Origin of the sequence: Pseudoalteromonas sp. PAR1, assembly GCF_947311895.1 — a bacterium.
In the GTDB taxonomy this organism is placed as follows: Bacteria; Pseudomonadota; Gammaproteobacteria; order Enterobacterales; family Alteromonadaceae; genus Pseudoalteromonas; species Pseudoalteromonas lipolytica_C.
Window position 1 is genome coordinate 1 of sequence record NZ_CAMZMY010000022.1, and the last position, 24,111, is coordinate 24,111.

The 24,111-nt window shown below is 41.8% G+C and carries 20 protein-coding genes; 15 read left to right on the forward strand and 5 right to left on the reverse strand.

Annotated elements, in window-relative coordinates; translation table 11 throughout:
• Nucleotides 1-95: 95 nt before the first annotated feature.
• Nucleotides 96-743, forward strand: a complete 648-nt coding sequence (locus tag QL229_RS16170) for a hypothetical protein (RefSeq protein WP_055022480.1) — start codon at nt 96-98, stop codon at nt 741-743.
• Between the two features lie 506 nt (nt 744-1,249).
• A complete protein-coding gene (locus QL229_RS16175) occupies nt 1,250-1,831 on the forward strand; it encodes a hypothetical protein (protein ID WP_138558702.1) in 582 nt (193 codons plus the stop codon).
• Between the two features lie 197 nt (nt 1,832-2,028).
• On the opposite strand, the gene QL229_RS16180 is transcribed toward QL229_RS16175, so the two are convergent.
• Both QL229_RS16180 and QL229_RS16185 read right to left on the reverse strand, forming a co-directional pair.
• Nucleotides 2,029-4,440: a TonB-dependent receptor gene (locus tag QL229_RS16180; protein WP_138558701.1), complete on the reverse strand. Its 2,412-nt coding sequence runs from the start codon at nt 4,438-4,440 to the stop codon at nt 2,029-2,031.
• Nucleotides 4,441-4,635: 195 nt separating this feature from the next.
• On the reverse strand, nt 4,636-5,904 hold the full coding sequence (locus tag QL229_RS16185) for an amidohydrolase family protein (RefSeq protein ID WP_138558700.1): 1,269 nt from the start codon (nt 5,902-5,904) through the stop codon (nt 4,636-4,638).
• A gap of 147 nt (nt 5,905-6,051) precedes the next feature.
• Here QL229_RS16185 and QL229_RS16190 point away from each other — a divergent pair, with 147 nt between their 5' ends.
• The 3 genes from QL229_RS16190 to QL229_RS16200 all read left to right on the forward strand — a co-directional run bounded on the left by QL229_RS16190 (nt 6,052) and on the right by QL229_RS16200 (nt 8,961).
• Nucleotides 6,052-7,875, forward strand: a complete 1,824-nt coding sequence (locus QL229_RS16190; protein WP_281547164.1) for a DUF885 domain-containing protein — start codon at nt 6,052-6,054, stop codon at nt 7,873-7,875.
• Nucleotides 7,876-7,939: 64 nt separating this feature from the next.
• Nucleotides 7,940-8,437 (forward strand): YcgN family cysteine cluster protein, encoded by a 498-nt coding sequence (locus tag QL229_RS16195; RefSeq protein ID WP_054552059.1) that lies wholly within the window; start codon nt 7,940-7,942, stop codon nt 8,435-8,437.
• A complete protein-coding gene (locus QL229_RS16200; RefSeq protein ID WP_054563794.1) occupies nt 8,437-8,961 on the forward strand; it encodes an RNA methyltransferase in 525 nt (174 codons plus the stop codon). Before QL229_RS16195 ends, QL229_RS16200 begins: the two co-directional genes overlap by 1 nt.
• A 26-nt stretch (nt 8,962-8,987) precedes the next feature.
• On the opposite strand, the gene QL229_RS16205 is transcribed toward QL229_RS16200, so the two are convergent.
• A complete protein-coding gene (locus QL229_RS16205) occupies nt 8,988-10,724 on the reverse strand; it encodes a hypothetical protein (protein WP_138558698.1) in 1,737 nt (578 codons plus the stop codon).
• Nucleotides 10,725-10,923: 199 nt separating this feature from the next.
• Between QL229_RS16205 and QL229_RS16210 the strand changes: the two genes are divergently transcribed.
• The gene (locus QL229_RS16210) at nt 10,924-12,609 is read left to right on the forward strand and encodes a M1 family metallopeptidase (RefSeq protein ID WP_138558697.1); all 1,686 of its coding nucleotides are present in this window, start codon (nt 10,924-10,926) and stop codon (nt 12,607-12,609) included.
• 51 nt (nt 12,610-12,660) lie between these two features.
• On the opposite strand, the gene QL229_RS16215 is transcribed toward QL229_RS16210, so the two are convergent.
• Nucleotides 12,661-13,614, reverse strand: a complete 954-nt coding sequence (locus QL229_RS16215; RefSeq protein WP_138558696.1) for a carbohydrate kinase — start codon at nt 13,612-13,614, stop codon at nt 12,661-12,663.
• The gene (locus tag QL229_RS16220; RefSeq protein ID WP_138558695.1) at nt 13,614-14,831 is read right to left on the reverse strand and encodes an AGE family epimerase/isomerase; all 1,218 of its coding nucleotides are present in this window, start codon (nt 14,829-14,831) and stop codon (nt 13,614-13,616) included. The genes QL229_RS16215 and QL229_RS16220 overlap by 1 nt, the downstream gene beginning before the upstream one ends.
• A 137-nt stretch (nt 14,832-14,968) precedes the next feature.
• Here QL229_RS16220 and QL229_RS16225 point away from each other — a divergent pair, with 137 nt between their 5' ends.
• The 9 genes from QL229_RS16225 to QL229_RS16265 all read left to right on the forward strand — a co-directional run bounded on the left by QL229_RS16225 (nt 14,969) and on the right by QL229_RS16265 (nt 24,102).
• On the forward strand, nt 14,969-16,240 hold the full coding sequence (locus QL229_RS16225; RefSeq protein WP_138558694.1) for a sugar MFS transporter: 1,272 nt from the start codon (nt 14,969-14,971) through the stop codon (nt 16,238-16,240).
• A 350-nt stretch (nt 16,241-16,590) separates the two neighbouring features.
• Nucleotides 16,591-18,480, forward strand: a complete 1,890-nt coding sequence (locus tag QL229_RS16230; protein WP_138558693.1) for a methyl-accepting chemotaxis protein — start codon at nt 16,591-16,593, stop codon at nt 18,478-18,480.
• Nucleotides 18,481-18,501: 21 nt separating this feature from the next.
• A complete protein-coding gene (locus QL229_RS16235) occupies nt 18,502-19,581 on the forward strand; it encodes a GGDEF domain-containing protein (RefSeq protein ID WP_235404231.1) in 1,080 nt (359 codons plus the stop codon).
• Nucleotides 19,582-20,187, forward strand: coding sequence for a DsbA family protein (locus QL229_RS16240; protein WP_138558692.1), 606 nt, complete (start codon nt 19,582-19,584; stop codon nt 20,185-20,187).
• A gap of 176 nt (nt 20,188-20,363) precedes the next feature.
• Nucleotides 20,364-21,116, forward strand: a complete 753-nt coding sequence (locus QL229_RS16245) for a DUF3450 domain-containing protein (protein ID WP_062565605.1) — start codon at nt 20,364-20,366, stop codon at nt 21,114-21,116.
• Between the two features lie 10 nt (nt 21,117-21,126).
• Nucleotides 21,127-22,494 (forward strand): MotA/TolQ/ExbB proton channel family protein, encoded by a 1,368-nt coding sequence (locus QL229_RS16250; RefSeq protein ID WP_054552069.1) that lies wholly within the window; start codon nt 21,127-21,129, stop codon nt 22,492-22,494.
• 3 nt (nt 22,495-22,497) lie between these two features.
• Entirely contained in the window at nt 22,498-23,025 is a 528-nt protein-coding gene (locus QL229_RS16255) for a MotA/TolQ/ExbB proton channel family protein (RefSeq protein WP_054552070.1), read from the forward strand.
• 45 nt (nt 23,026-23,070) lie between these two features.
• A complete protein-coding gene (locus QL229_RS16260; RefSeq protein ID WP_063707380.1) occupies nt 23,071-23,484 on the forward strand; it encodes a biopolymer transporter ExbD in 414 nt (137 codons plus the stop codon).
• Between the two features lie 12 nt (nt 23,485-23,496).
• Nucleotides 23,497-24,102: an energy transducer TonB gene (locus QL229_RS16265; RefSeq protein WP_281547165.1), complete on the forward strand. Its 606-nt coding sequence runs from the start codon at nt 23,497-23,499 to the stop codon at nt 24,100-24,102.
• Nucleotides 24,103-24,111 lie beyond the last annotated feature (9 nt).

Below are 24,111 nucleotides of genomic sequence, written 5' to 3' on the forward strand. Positions count from 1 at the left end.
CACCGAGTAGGTAGCGGCTCAGTCCAACAAGCGATTATGCAACACAAACTGCGTGTCGCATAAATACTAAAATGTTAAGTGCACTAAGGGAAAGTATGAAGCTACATGATGTAATGCAAAAACAATCAATTGCTAATAAATTTGATTGCAACATTGAATTCGAACAATTGGGTATCGAAAATGTATTAACAATAGCTGAAAAAGATCCCAATATTCTTTTTGAAATTGGCGCTCAAGCTTGGATGTTATTTGTTGAATCTGGGGCTAAAGTAAATCCACAAAAATTAGCATCTGATTTTGATCACAGAAACCCTCTTATTTATCAAAAAGTAGAAAAAGTCATTAAACGTAAAGTTATACAAGATTTGTCTTTCTCGTACGCTTTACTTGATGATCCGGAGGTTGTTTCACGAGGTTGTATTCAGCTTTTACTTTGTAGAATGTACCCTAACGATTTATTTATTGCGGACGTTGCTTTTTATAATCCTTATAAACCTGTTGCATCTAAAGATAAAAAATATGATTTACACCACTTTAGATCACTAAACCTTTTTGGTATCCATTTGGACCAAATTAAGCAGTATTGTCGTGCAAACAAAATATCAAGAATTACATTAACCACTTCATCAAATGAGCAAATCCCTTACTTTGAATCTCATGGCTTTAAAATTGAGAATAATACATTTGCTAAGTCTGCTTTTGAACATGGGTGGAGTGTACCAATGTATTTAACGTGCACCTAACAAGTGCCTAAACCAAAGGACGCAAAATAGCAGGCTGCGCTCCTTCGTCGCTAATTTTAGCCTGCTATTTTTCGCCGGTTAGGCAAGCGTTATGTAACTAGAGAATATGAAAGCTCCGAGTAAAACCACAGAATTAAGAGAACTCATAAAAGATGCTCGTTGGGGCATCTGGCTTTTTGTTGGACTTAATCTCCTTGTTTTAATCTTCTTTTTACTCGATGGTATTTACAACGAAATTGTATTTGTGCTGCTCTTTATTCAAATTCTACTGTTCGTTGTGTGGTTTTTACCTGTATTTTGCTATCAAGTGTTTTACAAAAAATTAAGAGTAAAACTTGCTATATATAAAGCGTTAGCATCGTACAAAGAAGCCGTAAGTCATTTTTCGTGGTAACGTTACATAACAAGCGCCTAAACTCCGACAATGTTAAGTTGTCATGGTTTTGGCAAACAACGCAAAAAGCCACGCCAACACATTGCGTGTTAGGCGGGCGTTATAAATCACTATGAGCATCGAAGAAATCTTTAAAATAGCAGCTGCAATAATCGCATCACTGGGTGGTGGTGCATTGTTGCTTGCCGCATTCTCCCATTGGCTTGGAAGCTTATGGGCAAAGCGCATGCTGCAAAATGAAAGAGCCAAGCATGAGGAGAGCCTCCAAAAACTAAAGGCTAAGAATGAGGCAGCCCTAGAGGACTTGAAAGCTCAAATAGATACCTTGAAGCAAAAAGAGTTGAATCGTCACTTTGATAAATTGGCTATCTACAAGGATGTGATTCATATAGTTTCAGAAATTCTTAGAGAACTAGAGGCAGTTGCCACATCAACGCAAGAGTCTATTAGTGCAGACGTTGAGCATTCCTTCGCCCTAAATCGAAATAAAGCTTATGGCTACATATCGTTAGTTTCCTGCCAAGAAGTGCTGGATAAATACAATGAGATGATCGATTTCTTTATTCCATTACTTTACGAGGGCAAGCAAGCGACATGGGAGCAGATGAGAGAAAAAGCTGACTCTATGCTAAATGCCATGCGTAACGATCTTGGGATAAATGAAGGAGAAGTCGTGTATAGAGGCACAAGGTGATTTATAACAAGGCCAGCCAGAGGGACCAAAAAACCGCCGCTTTCGCTCTGGTTTTTCGGCCCCTGCTGGCGACGTTACTGATAAAATACTCTAACGTGTTTTTGTCCAATAACAAGCCACTACTCAAACGCACTCTTACTAAATAAAACAAAAAAGCGCGGCTTACCTAAGCCGCGCTTTTTGCTCTTATTTCACAATTAAAGTGTGTAGCTAAAGGTTAATTTAGCATTACGCTCTTCACCTGGCATACCGCCTAAGAACATTGCTTTTGAGTAATAGGTTTTGTTAAACAAGTTATTTAGGTTTAACTGTAGTTTCCAATCATCTGTTTGGTATTTAATGGCGGCGTCGTAAACCGTGTAGCTAGGTACGTAGCCATCAGGTATACCAAACGAGGTTGAATGAGTGCTGCGGTCATCAACATATTGCACGCCTGCGCTAATTGTAAGTGGCTCGGCTAAATCAAACCATTTAGCGTCATAGCTTAACCAGCTGCTTGCTGTTACATAAGGCACACCTTTTTGGCGAGAATCAAAGCTTGATGAATTTGGATTTTGCTTATCGCGAGCGTCTTGATAAACCGCGTTTACGTTAAGTTTCCATTGCTCGTTTAAATCGGCATTTAAATCAAGCTCAACGCCTTTGGTTTGCTCTTCACCATCGTAAAAGCTCTTTGGTACTGATGGATCAGACACACCGGCTTCGTAATCTGGGTTGGCATACTCAAGGTTTGTACGAGCACTATCGAATACCACAAGTGAGGCCAGTAGTTGATCGTCAAAGGCTTTTACACGCATACCAATGTCGTTACTGACTGATTCTGCGTCATCGCGGTCAGCTTCGTTACCCGATACACTACCAAGTACGCTGTAAGCTGTACGACCTTTAGAGTGGTTTACAAAGAACGAAATATCATCGCTCAGTTTGTAGGTTGCACCTAGGTTGTAGGTCATACCGCTGTCTGATGTATCTGCTTCTGGTGTTGGCTCGGCGGCACTGGCGCGGTAGCGTGCATCAACACCAAAGTGTTCGTAGCTTTGTTTGATACGGTTAAATGCAACGCCTACTCGGGTTGTAAAGGTATCGTGAATATAGGCAACATGTTGAATACCCACACCCCAAGCCTGAACCTTTTTGTTGTAATCGCTGGTTTTTAGCGGATCGTAATCAAAAAAGCTGCCTTGGCCCCAGTTCGGGTTACGAATATCAAAAATGTAAGGTAATTGACCTTGGTAAATAACCTCTCCATCTTTGTTTTTAATAACCTGATCAGCATCGTAAATTGAATATTGTTTAAAACGAATATCGCGGTCTTCGTAGTTGGCGTTTACAAGTAGTTCGTTATCAATACCGGCAAAGCTAAAGTCATAACGCAAGTCAGCAAAGTATTGCCATGATTTTTCGTCAGCTTCTACTTGGCGGTACTCTTGGCGACGCGCGGCAAATGGGTAAAGTACGTCATCAACCACTAAAGGTGCGCGCGGGTCTGCATTGATCACGCCATTACGGTTCCAATAAACATAGTTATAAGCACCCGTTTGGCGGGCAAAGCTCGATTCGTAATTACGGTATTGTAGTTGCTGATTTAAAAATAAATTATCAGTAATAAAGTAGTTATGGGTTAACTTAAAGCGTAGCTCTTCGCCTTCGTTGTCATTTGCCATTGGCGAGATAATACCGTTATGGCCAAAGGTGTAAGGTGTTAGGCCATCATTTGCTGCCAGTGAGTCTGCTAATTGTTGGCGTTGCTGATCGGTTAGTTGCAGACCTTTTGCAGTTGCATCGTTAATTAAATCGGCAGCGGTTACTTCACCTGCGGTTTTACCATTCACTGAGTCGCTGTTAAAAATACGAATAGGGTGGCCAATTGAATCAACAGCAATGGCATCTTTGATATAAGCGGCAGAAATCATGATGTCTTGTTTGTCGCTTAAAACGTATTTTAACGCGCCATAAATTTCATCACGGTCGTCTTTTAAGTCGCGGTAGCCATCGCTGCGAGCGGTTTTTGCGTTAACGCGATAAGCAAGGTTCTCTGTTAATGCCGCTGTGCTATCAAAGCCTAGTGAGTAGCTATCCCATTGACCAAGCTCTGCATTAACGGTGTGTTTTTCAGTGAATTGTGGTTTCTTTTCAATAAGGTTGATAACACCGCCTGCGCTACCCATACCATATAAACCCGTTGCAGGGCCTTTAAGTACTTCTACAGATTCAACATTGGTCATTGAGCGTGTTGGGTTAAAGGTGTTACCTAGGCCTGCACCACCGTACATGCCATCATAAGTATAGTTAGCGCCTAAACCGCGGATCACTAAGTTATCGCCAATACCGTAGTTGTTACCAGCTTGGGTTACACCACTGATGTTACGCACTAAGTCTTGTAAGTTTGTTGCGCCTTGCGAGTCGATAAGCTCTTGATCAACAACCACTACAGGAGCTGGTGTTTCCATTAGGCTCATATTTGATTTAGTAGCAAGGCCAGAATCAAGTACTACACGGTTTTGTTTGTCGTATACGGTAATACGTTCAACTGAGTCTAAATCGTTGGCGTTTGCATTGAATGCGCTTAAGCAGGCTAGGGCTAAAATTGAGTATTTATGTGTCGTCATTATAGGTAAATTGTCGATGTTTTTCGGCAATGATAATGCGAGTTGTTTTCATTTCAAGTTTTATTTATCTGTTTTGGGTAATTTCCTTTTTTGTGTACAGGTTGCTAACAACTGGTTTTATGGTTGGTAATCTTGTTTACGATATAGATACAAGAGGGGTTGCTGGCTTCACTTATGCAAAGCCAGCAAAATAGCTTATTTAAAAACTTTGCCGTCTTTCATAACAAATTGTACATCTTCAAGTACTGCAATGTTTTCAAGCGGGTTGCCTTTTACGGCGATAATATCGGCTAAGAAACCGCTTTTGATTTGCCCAAGTTGATCATCCATTTTTAGCAGTTTAGCGCTATTGATGGTGGCAGACTGTAAGGCTTGCAGTGGTGTCATACCAAATTCAACCATACGCGAAAACTGCTTTGCGTTATCGCTATGAGGGTAAATCGCTGCATCAGTACCAAACACCATGTTTATGCCTGCTTTTACTGCACGGCTAAAGCTATCGCGTTGCTTTTTAGATACTTGGCGTTCTTTGTTGAGGTTTTCTTCTGCAACCCCGTTTTGTTCGCCAAAGGCAAGCGTGTACTCAGTGTTGTAAATATCCATTGAGAACCAAGTGTCGTGTTTTTTCGCAAGTTTAATGGCTTCGTCATCAACAAAGCTAACGTGCTCAACACTGTCTACACCGGCAACAATGGCCGCTTTAATACCACTGGTACCATGCGCATGGGCAGCAACGGTTAGGCCACGTAAATGAGCTTCGTCAACAATGGCGTTCATTTCGTCTTGGCTATATTGCTGAATACCGACTTTTGTGCCTTTTGAAAATACCCCGCCTGTAGCGCAAAACTTAATGGCATTAGCACCGTACTTAATGTTTTCACGTACTTTAGCGCGCACTGCCCATGGGCCATCAGCAACGCCTTCGGCGGTGTATTTCATTTCTGGTGGTAAACGGTTGTTATCGCAGTGACCGCCAGTAACACCTAAAGACGGGCCTGCCGCCCAAATACGTGGGCCAATAATGTCGCCTGCGTTAATGCCATCGCGTACTGCAATCACGCTGTAGCCTTCTGCGCCTAAGTTACGCAGCGTTGTAAAACCTGCATACAGTGTTTTTTCGGCAAAGTGCGCCGCTTTAATCGCTTTACGCGGAATCGATTGACCAATTCGCTCACTGCGCGGCACGGTAGGGTCGCTTGTTAAATGCACATGCATATCCATTAAACCTGGTACCAGAGTCAGCTCTGGTAATTGAATATGCTTATCGCCGTCCTTTAAGTTTGGCTGTTTATTGCTTTGTACAGCTGTAATTTGACCATTATCTATACTGATAAGTGGTGATTTAATCAGTTTACCTGAATTTACATCTACCATGGCTTTTGCCGATAAGTAGGTGGTTGCGTAGGTATTTAAAGAGGTTAGGCAAGCAAGGCCTAGGCTAATAGCGAGAGCTGTCTTTTTCATTTTTATTCAAAATTGGTAAGTCGAGCCGCCACTCTAGCAATCAGCTTACAAAGTGTAAATAAACTGCGATAAGTTGCAGCGCTACTTGCTAAATAGGGAACTAAACCCTCATAATTTACGCGTACTTAATATAAGGGCAGGGAAAGAATGAAAAACGTAAAACTAGCACTACTTAGTTCGGCGGTGATGTTTGCATTACTTGGTTGTAATGAATCAACGCCAAGCAACGAAAAACCAACTCAAGAAGTAAGCAAACAAGCACCAAGCGCAACGTCAGCCAAAGAGCAACTTGATACATTACTAGCAGACTACTTTGAAGCAGGCTTAAAGTTTAATCCAATTGGCGGTACTTACATTGGTCGCAGCGAATATAACGACCAATTTATTGCACCTATAAGTAAAGCAAACCGCGATGAGCAGCTTAACTTTGTTAAAGAATACAAAAACAAACTAGCAAATATCGACAAAGCGCAATTAACAGGTCAGTCATTATTGAGCTACGAAATTCTAGCCCGCGATTTAGACCTTGCGATTGAAGGCGCTCAGTTTCCAAGTTACTTAATGCCAATTAACCAAATGGGCGGGGCGCATAACACCTTTGCTGCTTTAGGCTCTGGGCAAAGCGCACAACCTTTTAACACGGTTGAAGATTATCAAGCATTTGAAAAACGTGCTGATGGTTTTATCGCTTGGTTAGACAGTGTTGAGCAATCAATGCGCCAAGGCATGAAAGACAAAGTGGTTCTTCCTAAACCGCTTGCTGAAAAACTATTACCGCAATTTCAAACTCATATTGTAGAAAAACCAGAAGGGTCATTATTCTGGGGCCCAATTGCTCAGTTACCTGATTCTTTCAGCGACGAACAAAAAGCACAGCTAACAAGCGCGTACACGGCGATGATCAGCGAGCGTTTAGTGCCTGCGTATCAAAAAATGGCTGACTTTTTAGCGAATGAATACATTCCAAATGCCCGTGAAAGCATTGGTTACAGTGACCTACCAAATGGTAAAGCATGGTATGAGTATCAAATTAAACAGCATACAACGCTTAGCTTAAACGCCGATGAAATTCATGATATTGGTTTAAGCGAAGTATCGCGCATTTTATCTGAGATGAAAAAAGTCAAAGAGACTGTCGGTTTTGAAGGCGATTTAAAAGCGTTTTTTGAACACCTAAGAACCTCAGATGAGTTTTACTACGATACGCCAGAAGAGTTAATTGCCGCGTACGAAGCAGTAAAAGAAAAAATTGATGCTAAGCTGCCGCAAATGTTCGATATTGCGCCAAAAGCGCCATACGTTGTAAAAGCAGTTGAAGATTTTCGCGCTGAATCAGCTGCGGGTGCATCTTACCAGTCGCCAGCGCCAGATGGCTCACGCCCAGGTATTTTCTATATCAATACCTTTAACCTAAAAGCACAGCCTATGTTTTTGCTTGAAACCTTGTCTATTCACGAAGCCGCACCGGGTCACCACTTTCAAATTGCCTTGCAACAAGAAATTGAAGGACTACCGCTGTTTCGTAAATTTGGTGGCTACACGGTATTTGCAGAAGGTTGGGCATTGTATGCAGAAAGTTTAGGTAAAGAGCTTGGCTTATTTACCGACCCTTACATGTGGTACGGCCGTTTATCAGATGAACAATTACGTGCAATGCGCTTAGTGCTTGATACTGGTTTCCACGCAAAAGGTTGGACACGTCAACAAGGTATTGATTACATGTTGGCTAACTCATCAATGGCAGAAAGCGACATTATCGCCGAAGTTGAGCGTTACATTGCATGGCCGGGCCAAGCGCTGTCGTACAAGTTAGGTCAGTTCAAAATTCAAGAACTACGTGACTACGCGAGCAAAGAGCTAGGCGATAAGTTCGATATTAAAGCTTTCCATACGCAAGTTCTGATTGATGGCGCATTACCTATGCCAATTCTTGAAGAGAAAATTAAGCGTTGGGTTAACGAGCAAAAGTAGCACCTTTGCGCGCATGCTGGCTTTACGCTAGAATGCGCGCTGTTTAGGGGCTTTGAGTAATACCATGTTAGAAGATCAATTTTGGCTTAAGCGCTCGCTTGAGCAAATGTCACAACCCGAATGGGAAGCCATTTGTGACGGCTGTGGTAAATGTTGTTTAAACACATTTATCGACAGTGAAGACGAAGATGAATTTACCGCAACGGATCAACTTCGCGAGGGTGAAGAACTCATTTTCACTAATATCGTTTGCCAATACCTAGACAACGACACCTGTGGTTGTAGCGAATATGCGAACCGCCAAACCTTGGTGCCTTCATGTGTAAAGCTCACTAAAGAAAACCTCAAAGATATCTTTTTTATGCCACAAAGTTGTAGCTACCGACGCCTTTACGAAGGCCGTGGCCTTGCGTCTTGGCACCCGTTACTGAACGGTGGTAGTAAAGACATGATGCATGAGCTGGGTATTTCTGTGCGTGACAAAACAGTGAAAGACTGCGATGTAGACTTAGATGATTTTGACCTTTACGTGGCCGAATGGCCAACCAGAGACATTGATTAATGAGCACCCTTAAAGCCAGCATTGGCTTGTTAAACCCAAAAAGCCCAACCAATGTGGGTGGCGTATTACGTGCCGCGGGTTGTTACAATGCCAAGCAGGTGTTTTTTACTGGTAGCCGCTATTTACGCGCTAATAAGTACCATACCGATACCAAAAATGTGCTTGAGCACATTCCGCTAACGCAAGTCGAAAGCCTTGAGCAAGCAAAGCCTGAAGGTGCCACAACGGTGGTGATTGAGCTTGTTGAAGGTGCAACGCCGCTGCCTGAATTTAAGCACCCTGAAAACGCATTTTATGTGTTTGGCCCTGAAGATGGCTCGGTCAGTAAAGACGTGCTGAAATGGTGTGATGAAGTAGTGTATGTGCCAACCATAGGCTGTATGAACCTAGCCGCAACCTGCAATGTTGTGCTGTACGACCGACTTGCAAAGCTCGGTGGCATTGAGAGTTCAAACGACACCATTTGCAATAGTCGAGACACTAACAACTCACTTAAATGGCAACAAAAAAAGAGCGCTAAATAGCGCTCTTTTTAGATTCAAACTCAAAACTACTTTTTAGTAATTTGTACGTTACTTTCAAGGCCAATACCGTTGTCGGTAATGTCTGTGGCAAAATAAACACCGACAGGTTGCTCGCGTAGCGAATCAAGCTCAGCCATTTCTTCATTAGTTAATTGCCCCGTTGCAGCAATTGTATCAAGCAAAGGTAATAAGATTTTTTGTACGTCGAATGCCATGTTCACAAAGCCATTTTTAGTGACACTTTGCGACTCTAAAGTCTCGGCAATCTGCGCTGATTTATCACCGGTGAAAATCACAATATGATTGCCTTTCAGCGCCATTTTTATATCAAAGTTAAGTGGCACAGGCGATGGAATGTATTGGTTGATCAGTACTGCATCACCATTAGCTGGTAGCTTTATATTAGCAAGCGGCGGTACAAAACCTTGTGCAATCGAATACAAGCCATGGGCATCGGTCGCCGATAGAGTAACAATGGCATCAAGCTTGTCTATTTGTGGGCCATTGTAGTCATCGATAGTAAATGCAGCGTCTTGAACGCTGACACTCATGCCTTGTACGCCGTTTGCAAAGCCCGACATCATAGCAAGGCCAGCGGTGCTTACATCTTGCATTTGATTTTGTAGTGCAACTATTGGCCCGCAGTTAAACTCAGCTGACTTTATTGCACCGGTTAGTGTATTAGCCAGTGGCAGTACTTTTGCAACATCAATACCATAAGCAACACTCATCATTTGCCCGTCAAGCCCGGTGGTATGTTTTGGTACAAAACCACGCACAGCTTGTAGGGTATTTAGTAAGTCTTGATCTGTGCTTTGCAGTACCGCTTTTACGTCAAAGTCGGCGTAGTCGGCGGTAATACGGGTTTTTGTTGTGCCAGATACTGTTGCAGGCCATTTAGCGGCAATGGCAGCAATATCATCTTGACACTCAGGTGTTGAAATTGCTGCTAATGCGTTTGATTGCTGGGCTTTATCAAGTAGCTCTTTGAGCATCTGATGTAAGCGAGAGTCTTCTTTGCCTGTTACAGCATTGGCGATACGTTGATGATCAACAAAGCCAACCGAATTACCATCAAGCGAGAAAGTTTTAATTAGCTCAGGTAGTTTTTTAGTCTCAGCCAGTGATTGAGCCGGTTTTTCTACGCCAAGGGCAATACGTAAATCTTGATCATTAGTAAGCGCAGTGGTCAGGGTTAAGGTAGCCCAATTATTGTGAGTTGATGCAATTAGGTTGAAGTTATCTAAGCCTTCAAGTTCAATCGCAAAGCGCGTGTAACTTACGCCTTCAAGGCTTTCTGTTGTATACGCAATACCTGCTTCATCAGCAGATTGCTTAATACTATTGATAATGCTGCTTTGATCAGCGACCTGAAAACGCACAATCGGCATTAAACCTTGCGCATACATCATGCCTTTGTAGTCATCACCAAAGCCCCAAATCGATTTGAAGGCATCGTAAGAGCTCAGTGATTGTTGGTATTTTTCCATCAGTGATGCAAGGAATAGGACATTCTTATCATCAACAGTTTTAAGCTCAGCAATGATGGGCGTTAAATCGCTCGTGCCTTTCATTGCATCTGGCATAATAGCAAAGTATTTGCTGTACGGAAACGGCTTAAGTTGACCATAAAAAACCGCCGTATCGGCAGGCACGTAAGCAAGCTCAGGTAAATCTACATCAACACTGGCTTTATTTTGAGAGTACAACAATGCACCTGCAACAATGGCAATCGCGCCCCCAGCAAGAAGCTTATTATTCATAGAATGAATTCCTTTTTCTTTAATTAGTTGAAAAACATACCATGATTATCATCAACAGTTCTAGGTTTAGATATCTCTTAGAGTGAGATCATTATTTTTGTTTGTTTCAAATTATGTCTGAATTTCATCGCAAATCTTAGTAATAAATAATTGCTCATGTCATTTTGAATCAATAAAAATAACGATAAGGAAATGGATTTTGCAACTAAATCAATTTTTTAAAGTAGCAACAACCCTCGTAGCATCGGCTGTGTTAGCCGCTTGTAGTTCACAACCTGTTGCGTTGGATCCTGTTATTGGTGATACAGGGCAAGCTTTATCGACAATTGCACTTAAAAGTGATGTTAAGCACTACGATTTGGCACTTGAGGTATTTCCAGATAACCAACGTATTGAAGGTGTTGCTAGAACAGAGTTTAAAGTGCTAGAAGCCACTCAATTTGTAGAATTAAAATTGGATAGCCGCTTTAAAATTAATGAAGTGAGCTCAAAAGGGGAGGCTCTTAAATATGAACGTGATGGCGGTGTAATTCGGGTTGACTTAGGTGAACAACAAGCAAAAGACAGCATGGTAAGCATTGCTATAGCCTATCAAGGGTTTCCTCATATAGCTAAAAATGCTCCTTGGGATGGCGGTTTTGTATTTTCAAAAACAGAGGAAGGTGAACCTTGGATAGCAACGGCTGTACAAGGTGAAGGCTGCGACTTATTTTGGCCATGTAAAGATCATTTTGCAGACAAAGCAGATAGTATGCGCATTCGTCTAACAGTACCAGAAGGACTAAGTGCGGTGACTAATGGCGTTTTACAAGAAGTGAAGCCAGTTGATGGTAATAAACAGCAGTTTGATTGGCTGTTATCAGTGCCAGCCAGTGACTATAACATTGCAATTAATATTGGCCCCTATACGCGAATTCAAACCGATTACACCAGTGTTAACGGCGCGACTGTACCCATCGAATTTTGGTCACTCAAAAAAAATGAGCAAAAAGCACGCGAGCTTATCGAAAATGATTTACGCCAACAGGTTATGTTTTTTGAAAAGATGCTTGGTCCATATCCATGGGGCGGTGAAAAGTTAGGTTTTGTTGAGACGCCACACTTAGGCATGGAACATCAAACAATCAACGCGTATGGTAAAAAATACAAACGCGACCCTAATGGTTATGATTGGTTACTGCAACACGAATTAGCTCATGAATGGTTTGGCAACTTAATGACTCATGAGAAGCTCAATGATGCATGGCTTCATGAAGGGTTTGGTTTTTATATGCAACCAAGTTACAGCCTATATAAGTTTGGTGACGCAGCTTATAACCACAGCATGTATAAGTCGTTTTTAGGGCTGAAAAACTGTAAAGCCATTGTGCTTGATGGACAAGTAACATCTGACCAAGCGTTTAACTCTGATATATATGGCAAGGGTGGCTGGACATTACACACTCTTCGCTGGCTAGTTGGTGAAGATATATTTTGGCAAGCAACACGTGAGCTACTTTATGGTTTGAACGACACTAAGCAATTGGCTTATCCAATTTCACCGCGCTATCGAAATACCGACGAGTTTATTAGCATTGTTAATCGTTTAACGGGTAAAGACTATCAATGGTTTTTTAATATGTATCTTAAGCAGGCTGAATTACCTAAACTTGATGTTGTTCAATCAGCTAACAGATTGACACTTAAATGGAACAAGAACTCTTTGCAAGGAAAGTCATTCCCTATGCCAGTTCCAGTGCAAATAAATGGCTCGTTGGAAACTTATTCTGTTGAAAGTGGCGAGATTAGCATTGCTTTAAAAGCGGGGGATCATGTGGTGATCGATCCAAACATGAAGGTGTTTAGGTATTTACCAATTATCGATAAATGTACAACTGAGCAATAGCGAATCAGCCCGGCATTAATTACTTAATGCTGGGCTTTAAACTCAACATTCTTAGGCTAAATCGGCCGCGCTCGGCAATGAAGCAAATGCACCATAGCGGCTTACTGCAAAAGCGCCAGCTTTAGCTGCATAAGCAATGGTTTGTTCAATATTTGCTGGGGTTTGGCAAAACGCTTTAAAGCTTTGTTTGTTTTCACAATGCTGACCAATCTTTGACAGCATACCACCGATAAAGGCATCGCCTGCGGCTGTGGTATCAACTACTTTTGTAGCTGGTGGGCTAACTTGGCCTTTAAAATCTGCGTGATAGAAGCTAATAGCTTCACCGCCATTGGTTACCAGCAAGCAGGTTACACCGGCCTTTAAAATGGCATCAATGGTATGTTCAAGTGGCATTGCTTGATGGCTTTTTTGATTTAAAAACTCAAGTTCTTCAAATGAGAGTTTTACGATATCTGCCAAAGATATAACATGCCACATTCTATCGAGTGTATGGCGCATACTTGGCCAGAGGTTTTCGCGCAGATTCATATCAAAACTACAAATCGCGCCGGCTTTTTTCGCCTGAGTTAAACCATAAATTGTTGTTTGATAGATGTTGTGCTCAGTCAGACTGTTGCTGCATACATGCATGATGGCGTGATTTGCAAACATTGCATGGTCGAAGTCGTCTACGCTATAAAGTAAATCAGCGGCTGGTGGGCGATAAAAGCTAAATGAGCGTTCACCACTTTCATCAAGTGATACAAATGCAAGCGCTGTTTTGGCTGCATCAGTAAAGCGGCAATAAGATGTATTAACGCTATGTTGATCTAGCTGATCTTTAATAAAGTGGCCAAACATATCATCGCCTAACATGCCACAAAAGCTGGTGTTTAGGCCTAGTTTTGCTGCTGCAACAGCCACATTGGCAGGTGCGCCACCTGCGTATTTGGTAAATGACTCTGGTTGTTTACCATCTGATAAAAAGTCGATTAATGCTTCGCCAAAACACACTAAACTCATTATGCATTCCTCAAGGTTAAGGTTCTTAATACTTCGTAGCAGGCACCCATAGTATGGTAGTCAGTTTTGCCTGCTGGCGATTTTTCGTTACTGTAAGGTTGGTTTTGGGCAGATAAAATACGATACCAAGCACCATATTGGTGATCTACCATATGCTGCCAACTGTACAGCCAAATTTTTTCGTACCATTGCCAATAGCTTTCGTCATTTGTGGCATCAGCGAGTAGGGCCGCTGCCGCTAATGACTCGGCCTGCACCCAAAAGTATTTATCGCTATCACAAATTTGCTTATCTGGTGCAAAGCCATAGAAAATGCCACTATGTTGCTGATCCCATGCAATGCTTAGGGTTTCATCAAACAGGCTTTTGGCGCGCGTTACCAACCAAGGTTCATCAATATGGCGGTGTAAAATAAGTAACAGTTTTGCCCACTCAGTTTGATGACCTGGCTGAAATCCCCAAGGTCTAAATAAATGCTGTGGGTCATCTTTGTTGTAATCTAAATCGATTTGCCAGTTTTTATTGTAATGCTCCCAGACAAACTGTTGGCTGTGTGCAGCTAGTTTTACTGTAAAGGTCTCGGCAAGCTGTTTAGCACGCTTTAAATAACGGGTCTCGTTGGTTGCTTCAAAACACATGAGTAAGGCTTCGCATAAATGCATATTGGCATTTTGGCCTCGGTAGTCATCTGCATGGCTAAAGTCGGCATTTTGTTCATCTAAGTAGGCATTATGCTGGGGTTCAAAGTAGTACTGCTCTAATAAGTCCCATACCTGCGAAATGGTATTTTTACAATCGCTAATGCCTGCTTTTAACGCAACTGCGTTTGCAAGCAATACAAAGGCAAGCCCGTAGCAATGGTTGGTATCGTCTAAAACAGTTACCTTGCCGCTCTCATCTTGCTTTATAAGCCAAGCATAACCCCCGGATGCTTGCTTATGCGCATGTTCAAGGTGGGCTAAACCATGTTTAGCAAGGCTTAAATATTCAGGTTCTTTGAACTCGATATACGCCATCGCGTAGTTAAAAACAAAGCGGGTACTCGATACTAAATGACGAGTTTGTTTATCGTAAATTGCGCCATCATTTTTAAAATACTGATAAAACCCAGCTAAGCCATGGGCTGTATGATCAACACAATGAGGATGATAAAAAGCAAGGATGTCTTTTATGTGCTGTTTAAGAAAAACAGGGCTTTTAAAGTCAACTGTGGCCATGGTGTATCAATAAATCTATGTTCGTTTTGCAACTATAGCAGGAAATAAAAATATTGGAACGTTCCTAGTAAATCTTTGTGCTATTTTTGCTTCAATGTGTAGAATCAAGGGTAACTTGTTAACGGAGTGAAAACCACGTGAGTGAAATAAATACAAACCAATCGTTTGTCGCCGATGGTTCGCAGCAAAATAAAAACTACCTGCTACCACTGACGGCAATGACAACCCTGTTCTTTTTATGGGGCTTCATTACAGTTTTAAATGACGTTTTAATCCCGCGTTTAAAAGGGGTATTCGATCTAACCTACACAGAGGCAATGCTGGTTCAGTTTTGTTTCTTTGGTGCTTACTTTATCGTTTCGCTACCAGCGGGTATGTTGGTTAAAAAAATGGGCTACAAAAACGGTGTACTAACTGGCTTAGTCGTGGCATCAATCGGCTGTATGTTATTTTACCCAGCGGTTGTTGTGCATGAGTACTGGTTATTCTTAGGTGCATTATTTGTACTTGCAGCCGGTATTACCGTATTACAGGTATCAGCTAACCCGTATGTTGTGGCGTTAGGTCCTGAAAAAACGGCATCGTCACGTTTAAATTTAGCACAAGCACTTAACTCACTAGGCACAACAGTTGGCCCATATGTGGGTGGTATTTTATTCTTCGGTACAGCGGGTACGTTAGCTGCAAACGCAGCAACCGCTGAGTCGGTTAAAGTACCTTACCTTATGCTTGCAGCAGCATTACTGACTATTGCTGTGGTATTTGCCTTCTTTAAATTACCAGTAATTGCAGAGCATACAGAAGAGCAAGACTGTAAAGCGAAAGGCCACAGCCTAGCTGAAGCACCTCATTTAATGATGGGTGTTGTGGGTATCTTCTGTTACGTAGGTGCTGAGGTTTCAATTGGTAGCTTCTTAGTAAATTACTTTGGTGAAGAGCATATTGCTGGCCTTGAAGAGCATGCGGCTGCAAGCCTAATTGCTTACTACTGGGGTGGTGCTATGGTGGGTCGTTTTATTGGCTCTGCTGCACTGCAAAAGATTGCGCCTTCAAAAGCGTTATTCTTTAATGCCATGATGGTTATTGTATTGCTATTAGTGACTATTTTCACTGAAGGTGATGTAGCGCTTTACTCAGTACTAGCGATTGGTTTATTCAATTCAATTATGTTCCCAACTATTTTCTCTGTTGCAATCGAAAGCTTAGGCTCACTTACTAGTAAAGGTTCGGGCTGGTTATGCTTAGCAATCGTTGGTGGTGCCTTAGTACCATTAGTACAAGGTGTGGTTGCAGATACGGTTAGTATTCAGCAAAGCTTCTTTGTACCAGTGATTTGTTATGCATTTATCGCTTGGTATGGCTTAAACGTTGTACGTTTGGCTGATAGCTGGAAGAAACGCATAGCTTAAATAGCTATTTAATAAAAAACCCCGCACTGAGATGCGGGGTTTTTTATGTTTGTAATTCAGTCTTATAAACAAAGTTAAATGACAAATAGATTTAATGAATACGTATTCAGAATGTATTTTTTACCTGTTTTTTAGGAACGTTCCAGTACTGTGTTTTTTAAATTGATCTAATAATTTACTTTAGATGCAGGATTTGCTGCCGTTAACAAAGTAATTGATTTTTATGGAAAGCGTTTATTTTCAATAATGAACGTTTTTTCTAGTTTTAGCTTAAATTTATAAGACAAAGAGCTCTAAATTTGTTAAATATAAATGCGCTAACAACGAAAAAAATAACAAACAGGTTTGTCATGCAAAGCACTCTTAAATTTACCACCAAGGTAACTGTGGCTGCATCACTGGTTTTAGTGATCGTGCTCGGTTTATTCACGATTAACAACTTCATCTCTATGCGCAGCCAAACGCAGGAGCAGCTTTCGCTGGTTCTACAAGAGATTTCTCAGTCAGTGTCGCAAAACATAGCCAACTGGTTGAATGCTAAGTTAGCGATTGTCTCGTCGGTTGCAGACACATATCAACTTGGCGACAGTAAAGAACTGACACTCACACAACTCAATACAGCTGACAAAGCCGGTAATTTCAAAAATACTTATATTGGTATCACTGACGGCACCTTTGTGTTGAATGACCAATCTGTTGTGTTGCCACCCGATTACGACGCTACAACACGTCCATGGTACAAACTGGTTGAGAACAAAACCAATACTGCATTTACAGCCCCTTATATTGATGTAACAACTAATGAACTGACAATTTCGGCTGTAGCACCAATGCAAGCAAACGGCGTATTTAGTGGTGTTGCAGGTGCCGATATCGATATGAAAACCATAACTAAAATCGTCAACGAAATTGACTTTTTAGGTTTCGGTTATGGTTTTTTACTTGATAGTGAAGGGCGAATTTTAAGCCACCCAGAAACTAAATTTAACGATAAAAACATGCGCGACTTATTTGGCAAAAGCCTGTCGTTAAAATCTGAATTTGTAGAAGTACAGGTAGGTGGTTTAGATAAACTTGTTTCGTTCACTAAAATTAAAGGGATTCAAAACGTTGATTGGTATTTAGGAGTGGTGATCAACGAAGAAATTGCTTATTCATCAGTTGCTTCATTTAGAAATATGGCGGCTATCTACATGCTGATGGGTATAGTTGCGATTGTATTAATGATGCAGTTTTTACTTCGCTATTTAATGCGTCCAATGCAGCGCTTAAACGATGCAATTAAAGACATTGCGCAAGGTGAGGGCGATTTAACCCGCCGCCTTGAGGTTGAAAACAATGACGAGTTTGGCGAGCTAAGCCATTACTTTAATGCGTTTATCGAAAAAATTCATACATCAATCGAGCAAGTTAAAAATACCACCGTTGAACTTGAACGCCTAGTTGAGAGTTTAGTTAATCAAACTCAAGGCACCCTCGACATGTATGCAGACCAAACAAAACGCACTGATAACGTTGCCACCGCAATCAATGAGCTGACATCTAGCGCGGTAGAAATCTCCAATAGTGCTAGTAATGCATCAACGTTAGCAACCAGTGCTAATAGCCAATCTTTACAAAGCCAATCTGCCTTAGCTGATAACTTAGAGGCTATTAATGCTTTGTCTCGTAATATGGAGCAAGCACAAAAAACTATTAATAGTTTAGATGCACACACAGTAAGCATCGGCCAAGTTCTCGAAGTGATAAAAGGTGTTAGTGAACAAACTAACTTACTAGCGCTTAATGCTGCAATTGAGGCGGCCCGTGCAGGTGAAGCGGGTCGTGGTTTTGCGGTTGTTGCTGACGAAGTGCGTCAACTAGCCCATCGTACACAACAATCTACCCAAGAAATCGAAGACACTATTTCTCAGTTACAACAAGGCTCAGCCTCGGCGGTAGAAGTAATGACTGCCAGTATTCGCGATAGCGAAAAGAGTGTCGAGCAGGCACGTATTGCCGGCGATAAAATGGCTGAAGTCACACGAGCTATTGAATCAATTGACGACGTAAATCACAGTGTTGCCAATGCTACGACTGAGCAAAACCACGTGATCCAGAGCTTAGACAGTGACATTCATTCGATTAGCGAACTATCTAATCAAGGTCAAAGTAACCTTAACAATACACTTAATGAATGCACTAAGCTAAAAGCACAGTTTTATGAATTAGAAAAACTTGTTTTGAAATTTAAAGTTTAATTTTACACCGAGCATTTACAATTGGAACAAAACTGGCTTAGTGCCATCACCATAAACAGTGTCGACACGGCGGATAAACAACGCCGTGCTTTCACGTTATTTACTATGGCGTTTTTTGCCATCGTATTGATCACTTCGTTAGTGTTGTCTAACTACCATATTTACGCAGTGCAATTGACAGTGATGTTATTGGTAAGTGATATAACCATTGTTTTATGTATGTTGTATTACTTCCGTACTGGTGCGCTGGTTTTGGTAACCAGTATCATTTTGTCTATTATTTTGTTGTTATGCATGTCTTTGGTTTATACCGGTGGCAAAGAAAATACGGCACTGTATTGGTTGATGTTTTACCCTATTGTCAGCTATGTCACATTAGGCTTAAGAACGGGCAGTATTCTTGTCGGTAGCATGTACTTAAGTGCATTGGTTTTATTACTCGGGCCAGATATTGGTCAAGCTAAATACGGGCCAGTCGAAATGTCGCGTTTTTTAGCTTCTTTTACCATGGTGATTTTGTTTTCTGCAATTAGTGAATACTTCAGACAAAAAAGCCATCAAAAGATTGCAGATATCACTTTAATTGAAAAGCGCGATGCCTTGACCGATCCCCTTACAGGCCTTGCGAATCGTCGTTATATTTATGAACATATTCAGCCTCGCCTTGAAGCTGAAGCGGCAAACTACTTACCCATGTCGGTATTATTGATTGATTTGGATAACTTTAAATCTCTCAACGATAGTTATGGCCATGACTTTGGTGATCAGGTCTTGATAGCGTTTACTGCTATGTTGCACGATAAATTGCGTGGCACAGATATAAAAGCACGCTATGGCGGCGAAGAGTTCATCATTTTATTGCCTAAGGCAGGGATTCAGATTGCTCATGCTGTAGCCGAAAAGTTACGTGCTTATGTTGCGCAAAAGCAAATCCCTTATGATGTTGGGCAGTCTGTTACCATTACTTGCAGCATTGGTATTGCTAGCCTAGAACGTGGTAGCCAATTTAGTAAAACAATTAAGCAAGCTGATGACAACCTCTATAAAGCGAAAGCAAAAGGGCGTAACTTAGTAGTGTCGGAATTGAGTGAGATAAGCTAAATGGCAAAGCTAATTTATGTTTACGACCCCATGTGTAGTTGGTGTTGGGGCTATAGAGAAACCTGGTTAAAACTCCAAGCAGCCCTTGGTGGTAAACTTGCTATTGAATATAAAGTGGGTGGCCTTGCTCCCGATTCAGATGAGCCAATGCCAAAAGATATGCAGCAGTTTTTACAGCAAACTTGGAACCGTATAGAGCAGCAACTTTGCACACCGTTTAATCATGAGTTTTGGCAAACCGCGCAACCACGTCGCTCTACTTACCCAGCATGCCGCGCTGTGCTTGTGGCAAGGCAGCACAATAAAGAGCACAAAATGCTCTACGCCATTCAAAAAGCTTACTACTTAAATGCACAAAATCCATCGGACATCAGCACCCTTGTAAGCCTTGCAGAGCAAATAGGGTTAGAAAAAAACGCATTCATTAAAGAAATTGAAAGTGAAAAAATAAATTCGTTACTTATGGCCGAAATAAACCAAGCCAGAAGCTTACCCATTCAAGGTTTTCCGTCTTTAGTCATTGAAAATAAAGGCCTATACGCTGCTATCCCTGTTAATTATCAAGACTGGCAAAGCACTTATCAGCAAATACTATCCCATATTTAGTCCCGGAAACCCTGCAACTTTTGCCTTATTCTTGCGCAATATAAACTAATTGTTACAGCTGTCATATTTTTGTATTTTTTGCGCAACATGCTTGTCATTTTTCATCGTTATCCTTTCGCACAATAAAACAACCCAACTAGCAAATTAAGCTAACTTAACGAGTAAAGGTGTATGCGATGAAAGGCGTTAAACCACTGATTTTAGCAGGTATTGTAGCGGCATCTGCAGCAGTACATGCAAACGATCTAGATAAAGTAATTGATAAAAGCAGCGAGATAAACAAATCTGCAGCGCAATCACAAACTAAAATCGACAAGATTGCCGATTCAATGCAAGGTCGTTTACAACAATTCAAAGCCCTTAATAAAGAAATTGACGGCTTAACTGTTTATAACGCGCAACTTACTAAGCAATTAAACAACCAAATTGCTGAAATGGACGCGTTAAACGAGTCAATGGATCAGGTATCGGTTATCGAGCGTCAAATCACGCCGTTAATGATGCGTATGATCACAGGTCTTGAGCAGTTTGTTGCACTAGACGTACCTTTCTTAACTGAAGAGCGTAGCAAACGTATTGCATCATTAAAAGAAATGATGGACCGCGCAGACATCACTTCAAGTGAAAAATTCCGCCGCTTACTTGAAGCTTACCAAGTAGAAGTTGATTACGGTCGTACTATCGAAGCGTACACAGCATTACTTAATGTTGATGGCCAAGAGCGCGAAGTTGATTTCTTACGCATCGGTCGTTTAGAACTTATTTATTTAACACGCGATGGCAAAAAAGCAGGTAGCTGGGATAAAGAAACAAAATCGTTTGTTGAATTACCAGATTCTGCAATCAGCCAAATCAACAAAGGTTTACGCATTGCACGTAAGCAACTTGCCCCAGATATGTTAACACTGCCAGTCCACGCTGCTGAATAAGAGGTTTGAGATGAAATTATTAACGAAAATGACAAAAATGGCCGTGTTTGCAGCTGGCCTTGGTTTTGCTGGTAGCAGCCTAGCGGCTGAGCCAATGGATTTAGACTCATTACTAAAAACATTAGAGCAAGGGAAAGCACAACAAAGCGCTGAGAATAAGCAACGTGAACAAGAGTTCATGGCGCGTCAAAACGAACAAGTACAAATGCTTAAAGATACACAAGCAAAACGTACTGCAATGCTTAACGAGTCTGAGCGTTTAGAAACTCAGTTTGAAGAAAACGAAGTAAAGCTAGCTAACTTAACAGACACGCTTTCAAACCGTATGGGTTCACTTAAAGAGCTATTCGGTGTGTTACAACAAGTAGCAGGCGATTCAAGCAATAAATTCATGACGTCAGTTGTTTCTGCTGAGCTTCCTGGACGCAGTAACTTCATGGATGAGCTAGCACAAAAAATGGGTTCAACGTCAAAGCTTGCTTCAATCGATGATATCGAAAAAGTATGGTTTGAATTACAACGCGAAATGACTGAGCAAGGTAAAGTATCTCGCTTTACAACAGATGTTATCGTTGAAGGTGGCAGCAAAGCACAAAAAGAAGTGGTGCGTGTTGGTGCATTTAACTTAATCGCAGACGGTAAATACCTTGAGTACACACCGGCTACAAATACAATCAGCCAGCTTACACGTCAGCCTAGCAGCCGTTACACAGCAACTGCAGCTGATTTACAGCAAGCAAACTCAGGTGTTGTACCGTTTGCACTTGACCCAACTGGCGGTTCAATCTTAGGTCTTTTAGTACAAGCACCAGACACTGAAGAGCAAGTTCACCAAGGTGGTACGGTTGGTTACATCATTTTAGGTGTTGGTTTAATCGCTTTACTAATTGCACTTGAGCGTTTTGTATCTCTGATGATTATGGGTAGCAAAATCCGTCGTCAGCTTAAAGACACAGTGGCACGTGATGACAACCCACTTGGTCGTGTAATGAAAGTGAAAGATCAGTACCCAGATGTAGCGTACGACACACTTGAGCTTAAATTAAGCGAAGCTATCATTCGTGAAATGCCAAAAATTACCCGTAACCTGACGCTAATCAAGATTATCTCTGTAGTAGCACCATTACTTGGTCTACTAGGTACGGTAACCGGTATGATTAACACCTTCCAAGCAATTACCTTGTTCGGTACAGGTGACCCTAAACTAATGGCGGGTGGTATTTCTCAGGCACTTGTAACAACGGTACTTGGTCTGGTTGTGGCTATCCCAACAGTATTCTTATACACACTTCTTAACACGCGTTCTAAAAACATGCTGTTGATTTTACAAGAGCAAAGCGCAGGTATCATCGCAGAGCGAAGCGAGAAAGGAGCATAAATCATGGTGCTATTGATTGATGCAATCAATGCTCTACGTGATTTCCTCGACACAGGTGGCCAAGTTCTCTTGGTCATCGGGGTCCTCATCTTCGCGATGTGGTTATTGATACTTGAGCGTTTTATGTATTTCTTTGGTGGCTTTAAACGCTACAAGAAAGACGTAAAAAGCACTTGGAGCAATAGAGCAGAGCGTAACAGCTGGAACGCAGAGCAAATTCGCCAAGCGATGATTTCACGCGCTGGCATGCAACTAAATAATAACCTTGCGCTAATCAACGTAATGGTTGCGTTATGTCCACTTTTAGGTCTGTTAGGTACCGTAACCGGCATGATCGAAGTATTTGATGTAATGGCAATCACTGGCACAGGCAGTGCACGTTCGATGGCATCAGGGGTGTCTAAAGCCACTATCCCAACAATGGCCGGTATGGTGGGTGCACTTTCAGGGGTATTCGCATCAACGTTCTTACAACGTCGTGCAAAACGCGAAGTGCAATTACTTGAAGACAACATGGTCTTAGACCACTAAACGAATTTTAGGGTGATGTGAGCATCACCCACTAGGAGACTAACAATGAGAGCGCCACTAGGTAACTTATTTCAAGAAGACGACGCAGAAGAAATCAACATGACGCCAATGCTAGACGTTGTTTTCATCATGCTTATCTTCTTTATCGTAACAGCATCATTCGTAAAAGAAGCCGGTATTGATGTAAACCGCCCTGAAGCGGCAACGGCAGTGAAAAAAGAGCGTGCCAACATCTTAGTTGCTATTTCTGACAAAGGTGAAATTTGGATCAACAAACGCCAAGTAGATATTCGTGCAGTACAAGCAAATATCGAGCGCTTAAAAGCTGAAAACCCACAAGGTAGCGTGGTTATTCAAGCTGATAAGAAAGCCACAACCGATGTACTTATCAAAGTAATGGATGCATCGCGAGCTGCAGGCGCATTTGATGTGTCGATTGCTGCGCAAGAAGCATCATAAGGAATGTGAGCGATGCGTTATATAGTTGCATTAATCATCGCGGGTATCGTGACTGTCATGCTGTTTTTAGGCATGCAGGCACTGATCACCGGTGGTGAAGGGGCCATGTCTGAGCCCGTAAAAGGAAACGTACTTGATTTTGTTCGTCTGAAAAAAGAAGAGACAGTGCAAAAGAAAGAACGTAAACCGCAAAAGCCACCAACGCCAAAAGAGCCACCTCCGCCAATGGAATCACCGCAAATGCAAAACAGTGATCCTAACACGAGCAATGCGAACTTTGACTTTGGTGCCAGTGTTGAAGCCGACGTTAACTTAGCCGGTGGTTTAGCCCTTGAATCAAGTGACGGTGAATACCTACCGATTGTAAAAGTAGCGCCTGTTTATCCGCGCCGAGCTTTATCGCGTGGTATCGAAGGCTATGTGATAGTTGAGTTTACAGTAACTAAACAAGGCACAGTACGTGACCCGAAAGTAGTGAAAGCCGAACCAGAATCACTGTTTGACCGCGCTGCGATGGATGCAGCACTTAAATTTAAATATAAACCGCGCGTTGTTAACGGTGAAGCTGTTGAAGTAGCGGGCGTACAGAACAAAATTTCTTTCCAAATTAACGGTTAGAAAAGAGGA

Bases quoted from the DNA above. Each gene is read 5' to 3' on its own strand.
- QL229_RS16195 (WP_054552059.1), top strand. From the start codon at position 7,940: ATGTTAGAAGATCAATTTTGGCTTAAGCGCTCGCTTGAGCAAATGTCA.
- QL229_RS16170 (WP_055022480.1), top strand. From the start codon at position 96: ATGAAGCTACATGATGTAATGCAAAAACAATCAATTGCTAATAAATTT.
- QL229_RS16220 (WP_138558695.1), bottom strand. From the start codon at position 14,831: ATGGCCACAGTTGACTTTAAAAGCCCTGTTTTTCTTAAACAGCACATA.
- QL229_RS16185 (WP_138558700.1), bottom strand. From the start codon at position 5,904: ATGAAAAAGACAGCTCTCGCTATTAGCCTAGGCCTTGCTTGCCTAACC.
- QL229_RS16265 (WP_281547165.1), top strand. From the start codon at position 23,497: ATGCGTTATATAGTTGCATTAATCATCGCGGGTATCGTGACTGTCATG.
- QL229_RS16180 (WP_138558701.1), bottom strand. From the start codon at position 4,440: ATGACGACACATAAATACTCAATTTTAGCCCTAGCCTGCTTAAGCGCA.
- QL229_RS16245 (WP_062565605.1), top strand. From the start codon at position 20,364: ATGAAAGGCGTTAAACCACTGATTTTAGCAGGTATTGTAGCGGCATCT.
- QL229_RS16205 (WP_138558698.1), bottom strand. From the start codon at position 10,724: ATGAATAATAAGCTTCTTGCTGGGGGCGCGATTGCCATTGTTGCAGGT.
- QL229_RS16215 (WP_138558696.1), bottom strand. From the start codon at position 13,614: ATGAGTTTAGTGTGTTTTGGCGAAGCATTAATCGACTTTTTATCAGAT.
- QL229_RS16230 (WP_138558693.1), top strand. From the start codon at position 16,591: ATGCAAAGCACTCTTAAATTTACCACCAAGGTAACTGTGGCTGCATCA.
- QL229_RS16260 (WP_063707380.1), top strand. From the start codon at position 23,071: ATGAGAGCGCCACTAGGTAACTTATTTCAAGAAGACGACGCAGAAGAA.
- QL229_RS16255 (WP_054552070.1), top strand. From the start codon at position 22,498: ATGGTGCTATTGATTGATGCAATCAATGCTCTACGTGATTTCCTCGAC.
- QL229_RS16190 (WP_281547164.1), top strand. From the start codon at position 6,052: ATGAAAAACGTAAAACTAGCACTACTTAGTTCGGCGGTGATGTTTGCA.
- QL229_RS16240 (WP_138558692.1), top strand. From the start codon at position 19,582: ATGGCAAAGCTAATTTATGTTTACGACCCCATGTGTAGTTGGTGTTGG.
- QL229_RS16200 (WP_054563794.1), top strand. From the start codon at position 8,437: ATGAGCACCCTTAAAGCCAGCATTGGCTTGTTAAACCCAAAAAGCCCA.
- QL229_RS16175 (WP_138558702.1), top strand. From the start codon at position 1,250: ATGAGCATCGAAGAAATCTTTAAAATAGCAGCTGCAATAATCGCATCA.
- QL229_RS16250 (WP_054552069.1), top strand. From the start codon at position 21,127: ATGAAATTATTAACGAAAATGACAAAAATGGCCGTGTTTGCAGCTGGC.